The sequence below is a fragment of the Bifidobacterium asteroides genome, from assembly GCF_003202695.1.
In the GTDB taxonomy this organism is placed as follows: Bacteria; Actinomycetota; Actinomycetes; order Actinomycetales; family Bifidobacteriaceae; genus Bombiscardovia; species Bombiscardovia asteroides_G.
Window position 1 is genome coordinate 460,020 of record NZ_QGLL01000001.1, and the last position, 17,562, is coordinate 477,581.

At 64.3% G+C, this 17,562-nt stretch carries 5 protein-coding genes; 2 read left to right on the forward strand and 3 right to left on the reverse strand.

Annotation, left to right across the window (positions count from 1 at the left end; translation table 11 throughout):
* Positions 1-9 precede the first annotated feature (9 nt).
* From DKK75_RS01780 to DKK75_RS01790, 3 genes are all read right to left on the reverse strand, one after another.
* Positions 10-1,542: an AAA family ATPase gene (locus DKK75_RS01780; RefSeq protein WP_258333109.1), complete on the reverse strand. Its 1,533-nt coding sequence runs from the start codon at positions 1,540-1,542 to the stop codon at positions 10-12.
* Positions 1,535-6,967, reverse strand: a complete 5,433-nt coding sequence (locus DKK75_RS01785) for an Ig-like domain-containing protein (RefSeq protein WP_181414397.1) — start codon at positions 6,965-6,967, stop codon at positions 1,535-1,537. The genes DKK75_RS01780 and DKK75_RS01785 overlap by 8 nt, the downstream gene beginning before the upstream one ends.
* A gap of 181 nt (positions 6,968-7,148) precedes the next feature.
* Complete coding sequence (locus tag DKK75_RS01790; RefSeq protein ID WP_110451738.1) at positions 7,149-8,705, reverse strand: serine/threonine protein kinase; 1,557 nt, start codon at positions 8,703-8,705, stop codon at positions 7,149-7,151.
* A gap of 155 nt (positions 8,706-8,860) precedes the next feature.
* Between DKK75_RS01790 and DKK75_RS01795 the strand changes: the two genes are divergently transcribed.
* Both DKK75_RS01795 and DKK75_RS01800 read left to right on the forward strand, forming a co-directional pair.
* Positions 8,861-13,480: a PD-(D/E)XK nuclease family protein gene (locus DKK75_RS01795; protein ID WP_181414398.1), complete on the forward strand. Its 4,620-nt coding sequence runs from the start codon at positions 8,861-8,863 to the stop codon at positions 13,478-13,480.
* Complete coding sequence (locus DKK75_RS01800; RefSeq protein WP_181414399.1) at positions 13,477-17,517, forward strand: ATP-dependent DNA helicase; 4,041 nt, start codon at positions 13,477-13,479, stop codon at positions 17,515-17,517. Before DKK75_RS01795 ends, DKK75_RS01800 begins: the two co-directional genes overlap by 4 nt.
* Positions 17,518-17,562: the final 45 nt, after the last annotated feature.

A 17,562-nucleotide genomic window follows, 5' to 3' on the forward strand; every position in this document is an offset into this window, starting at 1 on the left:
CGGTCATGCTCACTGCTCTCCAGTCGGGACGGGGACCTTGGCCAGGGCTTCGGCCAGCGCCTGGTGCTCGTCCATGTCCGCCAGCCTGCTCTGGGCGGTCAGGATAAGCCGGTGGGCCAGGATGGGGTCGACCAGATCCTTGACATCATCGGGAATCACGTAGCTGCGACCCTGAGCGCAGGCCCGGATCCTGGCGCAACGGACAAGGGCCAGTCCGCCTCTGATGGAGGAGCCGACTTGGATGGCGGAGCTGTGCCGTGTGGCTTCGATGATGTGGATGACGTACTCCATGATTGGGGGAGCGCAGAAGACCTTGGAGGCGCAGGCGGCCATGGCTTCTACCTGGGCGGCGTCAACCACCGGGTCGACCAGTCCGGCCCTGTCACGGATGTCGGCCTCTTCAAGGATGCGCATGCTGGCATCGTGTCCAGGTGCCCCAAGCGAGGTGCGGATCAGAAAGCGGTCCATCTGCGCCTCGGGCAGGGCATAGGTGCCCAGTTGCTCGATGGGATTCTGAGTGGCTATAACCATGAATGGCCGAGGGAGTCGGTAGGTTCGACCGTCTACGGTCACCTGGCCTTCCTCCATGACCTCCAGCAGGGCTGACTGGGTTTTGGGGGAGGCTCGGTTGATCTCGTCGGCCAGGACCAGGGAGGCGAAGACTGGACCGGGTCGGAAGGAGAATCGTCCTTGAGACTGGTCGTAGAAGGTCACGCCGAGCAGATCGGAGGGCAGCAGGTCGGGGGTGAATTGAATCCGCTTGCAATCCACGGCAATGGAGGCGGCCAGGGCGCGTGACAGCTGGGTCTTGCCGGTGCCCGGATTGTCCTCCAGGAGTACATGGCCTCCTGCGATCAAGGCGGTGACGCACAAGGCAATGGTCTCCTCCTTGCCCAGCACTGCCTGGCCCACGTTGTCGACGATAGAGCGGAAGAGGCTGGCGAAAGCCGACACGTCTACGGCGGCCTGGCTGCTGCCTCCGGTCTGATCTGACCGTCTTTGCTTCCTGGTCCCAACTGCCTGATCTTCTGGTTCGGCGGCAGGCTGTTGATCCTGTCCGATCTCTTCCGTATCCCGAGGTTGGTCGGTCCCGACCTCATAAGGGAGGGCCGAGGTCTGCTCCAACTGGAGGTATCGAGTCTGATCGCTGGCGTCGACCATATCGGACCTTGCAGGAGCTGATGAGGACCGGGCTAATAGGTTACTGACCGGCTGGCGGCCGGGGATGGTCTCGTCTTCCACCATGGTGCTGTCTGACGGTAAGGATTCCGCCCTAGGCGTCTGAGTGGTTTTATGCCTGGCGGTCGAGGGGACGCGGCCGGGCAGGGTCCGATCGTCGCTCACAGCCGAAGGAGTTTCCTTCTGGCCCAGGCCGGACATGAGAGCCTGGCGCTGTCGCTTCAGCAGATCCAGCCGGTCGGCAAAAACCCGGTGCCCTTCACTGTTCGCCTCACGCGCGGTTGTGGGGATATTCCGTCTGGTCGCGTCATCCGCGATGGTGTCGTCCTGTTGAATGGGTTCCTGTGCGTTTTGTTCATCCATGGTCATTCATCCTTGTCTGCTCCGGGGACCTCTGACGAAGGGTTTTATTGCTTGGCTTGTCGGTCTCTTTGGGCAGGGTAAGCTCCTTGGTGGCGGAGGGCGAATGGCCTTCGGACCCCACTCCATGGATGCGAGCGACCGCCCGGAAGTTCAGTGTTGCGCCCGGCTTGGCTGACCCGGCGGGCAGCGTGATTGTTTCACTCACTTCCTGCTGGTTGCAGGGCAGGGTCCAGGACGCCTTGTCGGGATCAATACCTTCGATGTCCACCTGGATGTCCGCGCAGGGTCGGCCATGTTCGGCTCCAGGGTTCAGGACTAGCTTGACCTGGTTGTTGCCTAGGTACTCCAAGGTCTGGAATGCCGGCGGATCCGGATGCGACCAAGTGGATCCGGCGGCTGAGGCCACAGGTCCTGATCCCGCCATATTAGCTGGGGTCACGCTTACTGTGCAGGTGCCTCCTGCCTCATCATGACTCACGTCGAAGACCGCATTGGTGGAGTTGGCCGCGCGCCATCGTGGCGAACCGCAACCTGAACCCTCGCCGTGGACCGTATAGCTCTGGATGGGCGAGCCATGATTCTCAGGTGCACGCCAGGTGACAGTCAGTATTTCCTTGCTGTCGCCGTTCACGGTCAATGCCTGTACGCCTCCGGGAAGCGCGTCCGGTCTGGCTGCCGCCGGCGAGGAAGCGGGGGACCAGCCCACCTGGTTGTGGGCTTGAACGGTGAAGGAGTAGTCGTGGCCGTTGGACAGCCCATAGATCCGGCAGGTGACGGCATTGCCGCAGGAGCGTTGACCTGAGCCTGCAGCTGAGGTGTAGGAGACTCGGTACTCGTCCACTGGACTGCCGTTGACTGCACCAGGCTCCCAAGCCAGGAGAACTGTTCCGTCGCCTGCCTGGGCGGCGCCCGCCAGCATTCTGGGGGCCTGTGGGCGGTCGATGATGCCCACGGTGATGGTGGCGGTGACCCGGCGACCCGGATCCCGGCTGCCATCTTCGACTGTGGCCAGGATGGTGTTGGTTGAGGCGCCGATGTCACGATCGGCTTTGATGGCGATCCGTCCGTTGCCCAGGTTGGTGGCTGTCAGTCGAGAGGCGTCGTCGCTGACCAGGCCGAGCAGGCGAAGCGGAGTGTCGGGGAAGGGGTTGAGGGCACCCTCGAACAGGTTCAGCTCCACGCTCTGTCCGGCCTTGAGCCCCACCTGGCGCGAGGGGACTGAAGCCAGAGGTCGGGTGGTGGCCACGATGCGGAAGGCCAGGACCGTATGCGCATTGCCGGATGAACTGGTGATGGTCACCGGCAGGGTGGCCTTAGTGCCGGATGTTGCGGTCTTGTCGGCGGCCACGTTCAGCTGGCCCCGGGGACTCAGACTGGCATGGATCGGCCCCTGGGGGTCACCAGCGGAGAAAGTGCCATCGGCCGGGTCGCTTCCCTGCGGCCAGCGGGTCATGGCGGTCAGGGAGATGGTCTGCGCCGGTTCCCCGGCCACCAGATCGATGACCGGTTCCGAGAGGACTGGCGGGGATGCTTTGCCGCCGACCACGGTGATGGGCAGAGTCAGCACCGACTCGTTGATGATGGCCTGGCCGCCTGGATCCCCGTCACGGACTGCGAAGGTCAGCGAGGCTGGGCCGGCATAATCCCTTGCGGCGGTGAATTTCAGAGTGTGCTCGTCCACGTAGGGATCGGATCCGTCGGATTTGGTGGCCGAGACGGACTGGCGGGAGACGATTCGTGCGGTCTTGCCTGCACCCACCCTGACCTGATCGGCGATGTCGATGGTGATGCTTTGTCCAGCTCGTACTTTGAGGGCCGGAGCACGGGGTCTTAGGACCGGGGGGAATACTCCATAGGCAGGAACTTTCACAAAAGCCATTGAAGTGATGTTGTAGCGGGTATTGGTCACGGTGTAGGGCACGGCTCTGGCTTGATCGGTCAGATCGATGACCAGCTTGGCGGAGCCTGCTTCGCCGACCGTTCTGGCATGGGCCCTGGCCTCAGGATGAATTCCAAGGCGCAGATCATCAAGGGTGCCGGAAGGATTGCTGATGGAATCAGCCAGATTGACTTCCACGCTGCGCTTGTCCACCGTATCCTCAGGGGCCACCTGGTAATCCTGAGCTATGGGCGGCTGGATGGGGGCTTGGGGATCCGAGACTACGGTCAGGGTGGCCTGGTCGCTCAGTCCTGCCTGGTTGCGTGCCTGGTAGACCAGATAGGAAGTGCCTGGCTGCGAGGGGGCGGTCAGCCGGATCATGCCGTCTTCGACGCTGGCTTGGTCAAGGCCCTGGCGCTCCAAGTGGGGGCCCAGGCTCAAGGGGTCGTCGTCCCCTGAAATGTCGTTGAGCAGGACAGGTACGTCGGCCACGGTCCCAGGCCGCAGTCTGACCTTGTCATCCCGGGCGAAGACTCCGGTCACTGATGAGTCGGGAAAGACGCCGATGCGGATGCGCGCCTGGGCGCGCTGCCCCACCCAATCCTCCACGGCATAGGTGAACTCATCGGTGCCGTGCGAGTCAGGATAGGCTTCATAGATCAGGTAGTCGGCTCCGGCTTTGACGATCCTGCCCAGCTTGGGTACTTGGTTGCCTAAGCCGGACAAGGTGTCGCAGTCTCCATCGGGATCGATGCCGGTCAGCGGGACGGGGATGCGCACCTTGGTCCCGGCAGCCACCTGGGCCCGCAGATCCTTCGGGGTGGGTGCGGGCTTGTTGGATGCGTCAGAGGCATGGACCCGGAAGGTGATGGTGCCAGAGGCCGCGTTGCCCAGATCGTCCCTGACCGTATAGGTGGCCGGGAAGTCCCCGGTGCGCTCGCTGGCCTGATATCTGACCGTATCTCCGGATACGAAGGCCAATCCCGCAAAGGTACGCTGATCCGTGGTCAGCTTCTGGTCCAGGGTGACGCTGGTCCCGTCAGCGTGTGTGACCTTGTCCATGACCGAAACCGTGACCAGGCCTGATGAGCGGACCCCAACCGTGAGATTCGGGGCCTTGGGCGCCGAGGCTGCCCTGTTCAATGACGGAGGCTGCAGGACGATGGTTCCCTGAGCGCTGCCATTGGCGTTGGCGACCGTGTAGGCAATGCTCAGTGGTCGTGCGGGGATTTTTCTGGCCGACAGGTAGATCCGGCGGTGGTCCACGATGCCCACTTTGATGCCGGAGTTCGGATCCACGCGCACATCGGTCAGGGCCAGTACTCCGCCCATGGGATCCAGGTCATTGTCGAGAGGATCGACGATGGCGGTCTGGTCGGCGCCCAGCAGGGCAACGTCGTTGACGGGAACCGGCGGAGCGGATCCGCTCTGGTTTCGTTCGGCTTCCAGCCTGACGAGTCCTTGGGTCTCCTGGTCGCCTTGGGCTACCCGATAGGGCACATAATAGGTGCCTGGGTTAGCGGCGGTGGCTGTGAAGGAAAGGCTCTCGGCGTTGACCTCCACCTGTATTCCATCGGGTTTGTCGACCTGGACCAAGCGAAGAGGCCGAGCAGCATTGGCATGCACGCTTCTGCTCAGATCCACAGTGACCTCTCGTCCGGGAGCGGCTTGGCGAATGACCGGATCGACCAGTGGAGCCAGCGTGTTGACGGGTCTGACAGTGAAATAAATGAGTCCCTGACCGCTCATGAGCCCGTCTGAAACAGTGACCTTGACGGCCAGACGACCGGAGGTGGCCGAGCCGGCGCTCATGGTCAGCTGTCCGTCAGCCCTGGTGGACAGGGATATGCGATCGGAGTTCACTGACTCGGCGCCGACCAGGGTCAACGGATCGCCCTCGGGATCCTCGAAGCCGGACAGGGCGTTGACGGTGGTCGTGGCCCCTTGCTCCACCTCGTACTCGGGAGGGGTGTCGTTCTGGACCGGTGCCTGGTCGCCTTGGTCCATCTTGGCTGGGGCGATGTTGAGGTCGATGCCGGCCGAGGAGACCTGTCCGCGTCCGTCGGTGATGGAGTAGTTGATTCGGGCCCGGCCGTCAGGTGCGTCGCTGGCATCCACCTGCAGATAGCGTCCGTTCATAACCGGAGTCAGGCGCAGATTACCCTGCGAGCTGCGCGCATCCTCGATCCGCAGAACCGAGCAATCGGTCTGGCGATCGTTGCGCAAGGGGTCCAGCAGGGCTCTGGATCCGGCCCGAATGCCCAGACTGTCATCCTCGGCCTGGATGGGCTGGGACCCTGATCGGCAGGTGGCTGCGAAACGCTGGCGATTGTCGGCTGAGTCCTGGCGTTGATCGTTGCTGTCCGCGTGCTTGATTTCCATGGTCTGCCACTGCGGCCGGATCACCTTGGTGGAGGATCGGGGGTTCCAGACATCGCCAGTCAGCACATCGTTGAGGATGACCCTCCGGTGGTTGGCCCGGAAGACCAGATCCGAGGTGGGGCTGATGGCCTCCAGTGTGGCGGGATGCGGCTGCTGTGACCGGACCTGTGGCACGGCTTTCCCTGTGGCGCACAGTCGCAGGAAGTTCCGTCCCGAGGAGGCCCAGGCCGTCCAGAGACATCCGCCCGAGGAGACCGGCTGGGCGGGTTGACCGCTGCCGCCGGTACGTACTGTCTCAATGTGATTCTTGGGGTGATCCAGTTCAACCAGGTGGACGCTTTCCTGATCGGTCAGGCCTGCCCAGGGTCCCTGGCGGTCCATATCGACTGGAGTGGACTGAAGCTGCAGGTCTCCCCGGTGCGGTATACGGACGGATCCCTGTGGCCAGTAAAGCCGATCGCCGGCCAGGAGGACGGGTCTTCCGTCGATGACGCTGAGCGCAGTGGCCCGGATGGGGGCGTGGCCAGTCAAGGAGTCCAGTTCACGGTGGGCCCGTGAGTCGGGTCCATCGATCCTGAGCACGACCCCGTCCGAGGGCCGGTAGGCGTAGACGACTCCGGAGGCATCCACAGTGACGGCGGCTCCGGAGCCCAAGGTCAGCACAGGGTCTCGGCGTTGCGTGTCCAGATTTCCCGGCGAGGCGGCCTGACCCACCCAGATCCTGCCAGTCCGCGCCTGGAAGAGGACCAAAGTGGGCCCGTTGATTATCCGCTGGACTCTGGCATCCGACCGGGTGGTGTCCCCTAGAGCAGCGGTGGCGGCCGCTATGGGAGCCATCCCTCCCTCACGGCCCAGGATGACCGCGTATCCACTCTGGGCCAGGTCGAAGTGATCAGTGCCCGTCGACAGGGCCACGTCCGCCTCTCCGATGTCGGGCTTGAACCGGGCGACCTTGCGCTCGTTCTGGGAGGTGATCCAGATGCTGCCGTCGTCCACCTGAACGGCACGGCGGTCCACTCCATGCACGAACAGGGCGCCAAGAACGAGCAGGATCAGCGCCGCCAGCGTGACAGCTAGGATGACGGCAGGGTTCCTGGCACGGACGGCCAGTGCATGCCGCAGACGCAGCCCGGCGCGGCGCATCCGCAGGAATCGTCCCCGCAAGTCCATAATTCTGTAAGTTCCTTTCCCGCACGACAGGGTGCCTGGGATATGCCTTTGCCTCTCCGTTGGGTCCCCGACCGCCGTCAATGCCCCTCTCTGACGACCGATTTTAGCTGATTTCCAAGGTCTTGGCAGTCTGTGAAAATCGGGGTGGTCGAATGCGGACTACAACAACCGTAGCTCATTGAGCTGCACAGATGATGGTCGGGTCCTGTGACATGCTCTGGTCGGCACGCACCAGAGTTACGCTAATGCAGGTCTGACCCCCCTGTGGATCGTCGATGCGGGCGGTCGGCTGTCGGGTCTGAACGCTTTGGCCATGGCCTCCGGTGCCGTCCTGGTCCAAGGGACGCCAAACATAGGTGTCTCCTGGCTTGGGGTCGGGATTGGTCCAGGTGAAAACTGCCGTGGTGCCCTGGTAGCGGCCCTGACCCTGTGTGGGCGAGGGAACTGGGCCCTCCTGTAGCTCTTGGGAGTCGCTCGAATTCGTCGGGTCTGGTGACTGCGCCTGTTGGGAGTGCGTCTGGGAGGAGCCTGTAGTCGGCTGTGAGCCTTGTTTGGCACCATTAGGCAGGCCGACAACCAGGGCCCAGACCAGGACTAGGGCCAGGACGGCAGCGAGAATCAGAGCCGGAAGAATCACACGGCGACCCCCGCCGGAAAACCGCCTGGCCCGGCTATGTTCATGGTCAGCGATCGTTCCCCTAGCTGGTTGCTGACGTGATTCGGATCTGGCCCCTGCCTCGGTCCAGAGGGGGTTGGATTCCTTCCTTCCCGGCCGGCCCGCAATGGCTCCGACCTTGGTATGCGGACGTGCATCCGTCTTCGGATAGGGGTCGATTCCCTCGCCGATGAACGGCGTTGCATGGCCATAGAGCTGCTCCTGGACATCCTGAAGCGCGCGGCCGAACTCCAGCGCCGAATAGTAGCGGTCGTCCCGGTCATGAGCCATGGCCTTCTTCAGAACCGCAGCCAAGACAGGAGAGGTCTCGCCCATGTGCAGAACAGGAGTTTCCGCTGTCATGATCAGCTGGGCCAGGTGACTTTCATTCCGGGCCTGGTAGGCGTACTCGTAGGGAGAGCGGCCAGCCAACATGCCGAAGAGCGAGGCGCCTAGGGAGTAGATGTCGCTGGCCTCCGATCCTCCCGAGCGATTTGCCAGGACCTCTGGCGCCGCCCAGGGTATGGAAAGCCCGCCGGTCTGTTCGCCTTCATAGATGCTCGACGAGATGCCGAAGTCGGCCAGGACGGGCAGGCCCTGGTCGGTGATCAGAAAGTTGCTGGGTTTGACGTCCCGGTGCAGGATTCCCCGTTCATGGGCGCAGCAGAGAGCCGAAGCCATGCGCACCCCTAGATCCAGCACGCCTTCCTGGTCCATGCCCCCGCTGAGCATGATGGACTTGCAGCTGCCGCCCGGAGCGTATTCGAGCACCAGGCAATCCCGTCCGTCATCGCTGACCAGGGCCTGGTGGATGCTCAGGATGCAGGGGTGGGTAGAGAGCTTGGCCAGGGTTTTGGCCTCTCGCAGAAAGAGCTGATGAGTCTTTCGGTCCATGTTGCTTTGGATGGCCACCTTGACTGCCACTGGTCGGTTGAGCCCCTCCTGTTCGTACAGATAGACGGCGGCGGTGCCTCCCAGGTCCAGGGGCCGCAGGAGCCGAAGCCCGGGCAGCGCCGGCGCCTGGTCCATGACTGGAGCCGCACCCGGGCGCTGGGCCTGGGAACCATTCTGCTGCAAGAGACACCTCCTGAGGACTCTGTCTGAGAACTGCTATCCACGATAACAGCACGCCGTTCCCGATCAGACCTCCTTTTCAGCTTCCTGCCGACACTACCGGACCAGTGGTCTTCGAGGCCTGTAGATGGACCATGCCGGACCTTATTCTTGAAGCTATGAGCAAGCAGTCGCCGGTGGATCCGCAAGAGGCCATGGAACAGGTGCGCGACCTTATCGGCGATCGGCTCCGGAACAAGGAGGGTCGGCCCACCAGGGCCCTGGTGGTGGCTGGTTCCCCCCGCAGCGGCAAGACCAGTCTGGCCACCCGTGCCCTGCTGATCGGTATGGAAAGGTTCGGCGATGGTGCGAGCATGGCTGTATCAGGTCGGACTGCGGCCGATCAGGTCAGCCACAGGGTCATTATGGAGCGGGGCAGGTCCGACCGAACTCGACCTGTGGGCACCTTGCAGGCCCTGGCTTTCCGTCTGCTGACGCGGTCCCGGCTATCCCAGGGCGGGCATGATCCGCTTCTGCCCCGACTGCTCAACGGCGCTGAGGAGGATGCCCTGCTTCGGCAGGTCATGACCGTCCATCTGGAGCATGTGCAGGCGGGTGACGACTGCCCGGTCTGTCGGCTTCTGGAGCGATATTTCCGCAACGGGGCAGGCTGGTCGGCCGTCCTGGTCGGCGATGGTCAGGGACGGGTCGTAGGGGTTGCTGACAGATTCATCGCCCAGCTACGGGATATGTTCGCCCGCATGACGGAATTAGGCCTGGACAGCGGAGATCGGGATCAGCTTCTGGACGCCTTGGCCGTCCAGCCCATGGATCCCGACCGCCGCGACCGGCTGGGTCTGCAGTGGCGGCTGGCCTTCGCCCTGGAGGATGAATACCGTCAGAGCATCACCAAGAGCTACCCGGACGAATTCCGCCTGGATCCCTCCATGCTTATGGCTGAAGCCTCCCGCAGCCTGGACGGCCTGGCTGGTGAGGATCTGCCCGACCTGCTGGTCGTGGATGACTGGCAGGACATCACCCTGGCCGGTATGGGACTGCTGCAGGGTTTGAACCAGGCTGGCTGCCGACTCCTTCTGGTAGGCAATCCCGACCAGTCGGTCCAGTCCTTCCGCGGCTCCTACCCGGAATTTCTGGCCAATCGTCTGACGGCCCTGTCCAAGCCCATGTCAGGTGCCGCCGCCCCTCTTCTGGCCCAGGACTTTGCCTGCCTGGGAGCCGCCACCGTGACCCTGAAACCTCGGAGGATGGTGGTGACGGAAGCGTCCGCAGACCAGACCGGAGACAGTCAGGGTTCAGATCCAGCAGCTCCCGGCTCCTATGCCGATCTGGTGGCTGCGAGGGTCAGTCTGGGCATCGCCGGGGTTGAGGAGGACGACACCCCCCTGCCTGACAGACCCGGCAAGCTGCCCGCCTGGCCCGGCGCCGGGCCGGTGGCATCCCTGGCTGCTGGCGGCAGTCTGATCCGTGACGGCAGCGTGCAGACCAGGCTCTTCCACACCCCTGACCAGGAGGATGATGATCTGGTCTGGCAGATCAAGCATGAGTTCCTGACCGACAAGCACGACTGGAACGACATGGCCGTCATCGCCCACGACAATGCGACCCTGCGCACCCTGGGTCGCAAGCTGCGCGTTCAGGGCGTGCCGGTGCGCTTTTCCTCAGTGACTCGTCCGCTCAGCCAGGAGCCTGCCATCCAGGGTCTCTTCGCCCTGGTCGAACTGGCCCAATCGGTACTGGACCCCGTCGCCGGAAGCGACCCGGACGATCCTGCCCAGGTGGCTGCCTGGATCCGTTCGCGCCTGCGCACCCTGATGGCCAGCCCCCTTTTTCGGGTTCCCGCCACTGCCGCTCGTGCAGAGCGCCCTGTCAGGATGGAGCGTTTGGAGTCCATCATGGAGACCATGGCCGCATTGGTCCCCCTGTCCGCACAGCAGGGGAGAGAGCTACGGCAATCGCAGGGACCTTGCATGCCGATACCCCTGTCCGCACAGCAGGGGAGCGAGACGGACTCATCGGGCTCCTTGGACGATCTGCCGCTCCTGCAGCAGGTCTGGCAGACCTGGGTCGAGGACCTGGACCAGCGGCGGGTTCAGCGGGACCGTTCATCCGGCATCAGCGTCGACGATTCCCTCTTGGCCAAGCACGACTCCTCTGAGCAGGGAGGCAAATCAGGCTCCTTCTCCAATGCGTCGGCCCCCGACCAGCCGGTGGATCTGGGCGACCGGCATGCTCCACGCCCGGCCATCCTGTCGGTTCAGGCCCTGGAGACCCTGCTGGTTCTGGACCCGGATGGCCGATCCTCGGGGATCATTCTGGAAGTGATGACCGCTATCGCCGGAGGGCGCAAGGAGGATCCTGACGTACTGGTCCTGGACAAGGCCCTGCAAGTCCTGCGTCTGACGGCCACCCGCATCGGCGACCTGGAGGACCGTCAGCCCCAATATGTGCTCTGGGAGGCCTGGCGAAGTCTGGATCTGGCTGACGACTGGCAGCGGCGGGCCCTGATGGCCACCCAGGAGGGCGAGGAGGCCAACGACCGCCTGGACGCGCTCATGCGGCTTTTCCAGTACGCGGCTGGATCCCGTCGTTTCCCCACGGTCGATGCCTTCATGGACCAGGTGCGCACCATGCAGATCGAGGCCGACTCCCTGGCGCGGATTGGGCCCATTGAGCATGCCGTCACCCTGACCACACCTGCCGGCGCTGCCGCCCTTGCCGCCGACTGGCCCCTGGTCTGGCTGCCCGCCGTCCAGGACGGGGTCTGGCCGAATCTGATTCCCCGCGACACCATGTTCGGAGCCGAGGAGCTGGCTGACCTGGTCCTGCATGATCGCATCGACGACCCCCTGGCGGATACGCTCAGCCATGATCCTGCCCTGCGTTCCATTCTCTACGCTGAGAAGAAGGGTTTTCTGGAGGCGCTGACCCGGGCCCGGACTCAGGTGCGTATCAGCGCGGTCTGGAACGACGATCTGGTTCCTTCGGACTTTCTCTACGGCTATCTGCCTGAACGCTATCCGCGCACCGCCGACATGAGCCAGGCCGAGTTCAGCATGGTTGGCGCTGGCTCAGGCGACAGTGAGCGCTACGGGGGACTGGAAGCGTCTGCCAGAGGCCTGACGGCGGCTGCCCGTTCTATCCTGGCTATCCAAGCGCTGCTTCCGGAGGATCGGATCGACCGTGAGCGAGTGGACGATGCTGTGCAAACCCTGCGGCTGCTGGCGGAACAGGGCCAGGATTCGGCTGATCCCCGACATTGGCCATTCTTCTATGACCATGATCATGAGGGTGCCGCTGAGCCGGCCTCGAATGAGCATGCCCCAGATGAGCACTCCGCAGTTGAGCAAGACCCGGATGACGTGGTTTCGCTTGAACAGGACGCCGGATCAAGGGCCGTGGCCGCTGCCACAGGTGTCGCATCGATCACTGAAAGAGACCGTGCCCCTCGTTCAGCACATGCTTCCGTCAATCAAGCCACCCAGGCAGTTCGAACACACGAGCGTGACCAGCGCCATGAGCACCGGTCCGACCGCCAGGTGGTCCTACTCTCGCCGTCGGCTGTTGATGCCATCTGGAACTGTCCCCTGGAGTGGGCTCTAGCAGATCAGTTCTCCGGACCCTCTCCTTCCAGGGTGCCCACTGAGTTCGGCTCGCTGATCCACAAGGTGGCCAGCGAGGGCACAGCCCAGGGTCTGGACCGTCCTAGCGAGGGCAACCCGGATGTTCGCCAGCAGCAGGTGCGAGATGCGCTCCTGGACATTTATCAGCAGCTGGCTCCCCAGGAACAGCGCCTGCGGGACCCTGACGAGCTCTATGACCAGCGCGGCCGCAGCAGCCGGGTGGAATCCATTCTGGACAGCCTGGCCTCTTATTTCGTCCGCTCCGCGACGTCCGAATACGGCCTGGAAGGCAAGAACCCGGTCCCGGTCGGCGATCTGCTAGGCGTGCAGAGCGAACGCTCCTTTGACGTCAGCCTGTCCGTGGAGAACCTGGTTCCTCTTTGGCGGGTCACCTTCCCGGACAGACCTCTTGATGCCGAGGGGCTCTTCGCCCTGATGTCCGGCCTGGTCGACGGCTTTCCCGCAGCCCTGGATGCCGCGACGACGGTCAGACTGACCGGCCGCATCGACCGTCTGGAGGTCAGGTCCCTGCCCGAGGGCATCCGTCTGCGACTGGTGGACTACAAGACCGGCAGAGTCCCCTATACCCAGGGGCAGCTCTTCAACGATCTGCAGCTGATCTGCTATCAGCTGGGACTGGCCTGCCCGCCCACGCCTGGCAGCAGCCCGGAGGCGGGTGCGGCCTGGAGCCTGCCCCAGGCCCCTGATCTGGACAGGACCGAGGGAATGAAGCTGAGCCAGTCTCTGCTCCTGCAGCTGCAGTTCCCGCCCAAGGATGCTCAAACGGGACTGCGCCGGGAGGAGATGGCCTACCAGCCGCCGCTGTTCGAGCGAGACAGGCTGGTCACTATCGCTCAGCCCAGAACCGGCATGCCCTCCCCGCTCGAGTCCAAGGCCGAGCCCGCCGATCTGTCCGAACAGGTTCCGCCTGGGGTGGATGCGGACCTGTGGGCCATGATCCGAGCCGCGCGGAACTCCTCCCAGGCTGTATGGGGGCTGACCATGATAGCCAGGATCTTCTTCGCTGCCGGGGTCAAGCTGACGGCTGGCCGAGATGATGCGGTCTTCGACCCTGCCCGTTGCCATCGGGCCGGCAATGGGCAGGCATGTCAGGCATGGCAGCTGGTGGCGCCCAATCTACTGGAGGATCAGGAATGAAGCAGACTGCCGAACAGTCCGCCATCGTCGATGCGGATGTCAACGAGGATCTTCTGGTGGTGGCCGGCGCCGGCTCGGGCAAGACCATGACCATGACCAGCCGGATCATCGCCCTGATCCGCCGGGGGGTGCCCTCCGAGCAGATTCTGGGATTGACCTTCACCCGCAAGGCCGCATCCGAACTCCAGTCCAGGGTGGGGGCGGCGGTCATCCGACGCGACCAGGGCAGAGGCGCCTCGGCCGTGGACCCTGAACGCAGCTTCCTCAAGCCGACCGTGTCCACCTATGACGCCTTCTTCCAGTCCATCGTGCGCCAGTACGGTCTGCTGGTGGGCATGGACCAGGACACCCGTCCGCTGAGTTCGGCAGGGGCCTACCAGCTGGCCTCACAGGTGGTCGCTGACCATCTGGATCTGATCTTTCCTGCCGGTGCCTCAGCACAGGATGGCCAATCCGACGATCTGGGCTCCTCAACCTTCTCGACCACCGTCAACCGGGTTCTGGGGCTGACCGGGGCGGTGACCACCTCCATGATCAGCAGCGAGTGCCCGGATTTCGACCAGGCTGTGGAGCGCATTCGTGCCTGGGACCGCGCCTTTGTGGATCGAGCCGACCAGCTGATCGGCGACCAGCCCGTGCCGAATGCCGAGCCCAGAGTCAGCGAGACGCCGCCCAAGCGCAGCAAGAAGGAGACCGACGAGCACTTCCAGGGCAAAATCAAGGCCTTCCAAGATAAACGGCAGAGCATTCGCCTCTACCGGGTGGATGCCATGCGACGGGCCGCTCTGACGCGCGAGAAGCTGCTGGCTCTGGTTCAGGACTACCAGCGGGCCAAGCGCCAGGCCAATATGGCCGAGTTCGGCGACTTTACCCTGGCTGCCTTCCAGCTGGTCGACCGTTTCCCCTCCATCAGTGCCCAGCTGCGACGCCGCTACAGCCACGTCTTTCTGGACGAATACCAGGACACCTCCACTACCCAGGCCCTGCTCCTGGCGGCCATCTTCCATCCGCAGCGCCTTAGAGAGAACCAGGGGAGTGCGGATCAGGCTCCTGGCAGGTCGGCCGTGACCGCCGTGGGCGACCCCTTCCAGTCCATCTATGCCTGGCGTGGAGCCAGCCCCGGAGCCTTCCGCACCTTCCAGGCCCAGTTCGGCATGCTGGCCGACCGACCTGCCTCCGACAGCGGTTCCCTGTCTGGCGTAACCGCCTTTGGGCGCTCGCAGGATCAGGACCCGCTGACGCTGTCGCGCACCTTCCGCAACTCCAGCTGGGTGCTCAAGGCCGCCAACCAGCTGACTGTCCCCTTGCGCCATCGGGGCCAGGAGAGCCGGTCTGAAGCGGAACTGCGCGAGGTGGACGTGGCCAGGCTCCGTCCACGTGAGGACGCCGACCCGGGCACCGTTGGCCTCTTGGGCTACAGCACCGGCGGCCAGGAGATCGACGGCGTGGTCAGGTTCGCCCTCAGGGCCCGCGAGCTCTATGGCGATCAGGGCGATGCGCCGCATGTAGCTGTTCTCTTCCGTTCCAAGGCAGCCCTTCCCAGGTACCGCCAGGCTCTCGAGGCTGCAGGGCTGAGCTGTCAGGTCGTCGGGTACTCCTCCCTCTTCGACCGGCCCGAGGTCATGGATCTGCGGGCTCTGCTCTCCCTGATCTGCGACCATACCGACAGTGATTCCCTGATGCGTCTGCTGGCCTCGGCCCGGTTCGGCATGGACGCGGCCGACCTGAGCGCTCTGGCCTCCCTGGCGGCAGGGGTCAATGAGGACAGCCAGTACCGGGCTCTTGTCCGTGCCGGCCTGGTTGAGTCCGACCCCGATCCGCGTCGTCGTCGCGAGGATTTGCGCCGTTACCGTGACCAGGTCCCCAACGACGTCTTCCTGGTGGATCTGCTTTTGCGCGATGACCTGCCAGAGCTCTTGAAGAGCTCAGGTCTGTCCGCCAGGGGACGGATCCTGGCCGCCGAGGCCGCCCGGGTCATCTGCCAGGTCCAGGCTGAATCCTCGGCCCCCCTGCGCCAGGTGGTCATCGCGGCCATCCGTGCCCTGGACCTGGACGTGGACCTGGTGCTGGCCCGTGCTCTGGCCAATCCTGAACGACCTCTGGAGCCCAGCCAGGCCAAGGCGGGCATCCAGGCCCTGCTGGACCAGGTGGATGTCTACCTGTCCGAGCTGCCCCAGGGCCTAGGGCCCAGTCTGCGCGGGTTCGTCTCCTGGCTGTCCTCCCTGGATCAGAGTCCCGAACTGCCCACTGACGGAGACGAACGACAGGCCGACGTGACCCTGATGACCGTCCACCAGGCCAAGGGTCTGGAGTGGGATGCCGTGGCGGTGGTCGGGCTCAAACGGGGAGCCTTTCCCAGCAGCCAGGGCGATCGGCTCACCGTCAAGCCCGCCTTGGACCAGCCGGTGGTCCAATCTCCGGACGGCCCGGTCTACCGCTACAACTGCACGGCCCGCACCTGGCTGGTCGATCCCCAGTCCGTGCCGGTGCCGGTGCGGGCTGATGCCATGATTCTGCCACGCTTTCCTCACAACGCCCCCCTGGGAGCTGACCCTGAGGACCTGTTGGGCCGGATGGACCTGGCTGGCCTGGAGGAGGAGGCCATGGGCCTGTCTCGGGAGAGTGGGCTGGACGACCAGGCCGACCCGATCCGGGCCGATGCCATTGCCCCCTCTCAGCGCGAACAGTATGGACGGCGGCTGCTGGACGACGAGCGGCGGCTGATCTATGTGGCTTCGACCAGGGCCCGGCATGACCTGCTACTGACCTTCAGCCAGGACGCTCAGGCGGAGTCTGCGGCCTTGAACACGCCAGCTCCGGACCCGGATAAGGCCTCCAACTTCTGGACCGAACTGGTGGAGCTCTTCCAGGAAGAGCCCGATGCTGTCAAGCTGGAGCATTCAGAGGACGCGCAGGAGGGCGTGCCGACGCCGCCCCTGGGGCTCTTTGTCGGTGAGCAGGCCCAGTCCTACCGCAAGTCCATCGTCGACCGGGCCCTGGAAGAGGTGGATCAGGTCGCTGCCCGAGACGGCGAGCGTGACCAGGTGCTCTGGCCTCCGATTCTGAGTGCGCGGACCCGTGAAGCCTTGGACCGTTCGGCTACCTGGGTGCGCGCCGGGGATACGGGCAATCCCGCAATTCCTGAGGAGGGCGATGACGGGCTCTACGCCAATGCGGTCCGCGTCCTGCAGGTCAGCACGGGTCGCTTGGGGGCCGCTGGCGATCAGCTGCTCACGGACCTGGACCTATTGCGGAGCACTGGCCGTCGGATCCTGGGGCACGGGGCCCGCAGCGTCACCGCCATCCAGGCCGGCTCGGCAGAGGGCGATCCCAAGATGGAGAGGGATTACTGGCAGGGGCTGGTCAGACCCATGCCCCAGGTGGCTACCCCACAGGCCGAGGCAGGCACCCGCTTCCACGAATGGGCCAGGCGCTTCATCCTGCCTGAAATCTCTGCACCTGAAGGACTGGTGGACCTGCCCGATCAGGCGGAAGCGCCGAATATGCTCGATGGTCCGTTGGGGCCTGGGGCCATGGCTGAGCGGGCGCGCATGCTGTACGGGCTTGATCGGGAGCGGGAATCCCTGGATTTCAAGGCCGATCCTGTGCAGGCCCGTCTGCTGACCTGGGAGCAGCGGCTGGCTGATTCTGACTGGGCACAGCGCACCCCCGTCTGGGTGGAACGGCCGATCGTGGCGGTGCTGGCAGGCTCCATCGTCAAGGGCAAGCTGGACGCGGTCTTCGCAGGGGGGCTTGACCCGGATCGCCTGGATATCAGCTACACCATCGTGGACTGGAAGACCGGATCCCGGCCGCACGGAGAGGAGTCGACCAACCGCCGTCTGGTCCAGCTGGACTTCTACCGTCTGCTTCTGTCACGCTTGCAGGGTATCGGCCTGTCGACCATCGACGCCTGCCTTTATTATGTAAGCGAAGACCGGCCCCAGGATCGACTCGTCAGGGCCCGTGCCAGGACCGAAGAAGAAATTCTCGCATCCCTGGCCGAGGGCATACCCGAGCAGTCGGACGAGGACTGAGTCTGCGGCAGACCCCGCCAGATAAGGGCGATGGGTGCCGCGCAT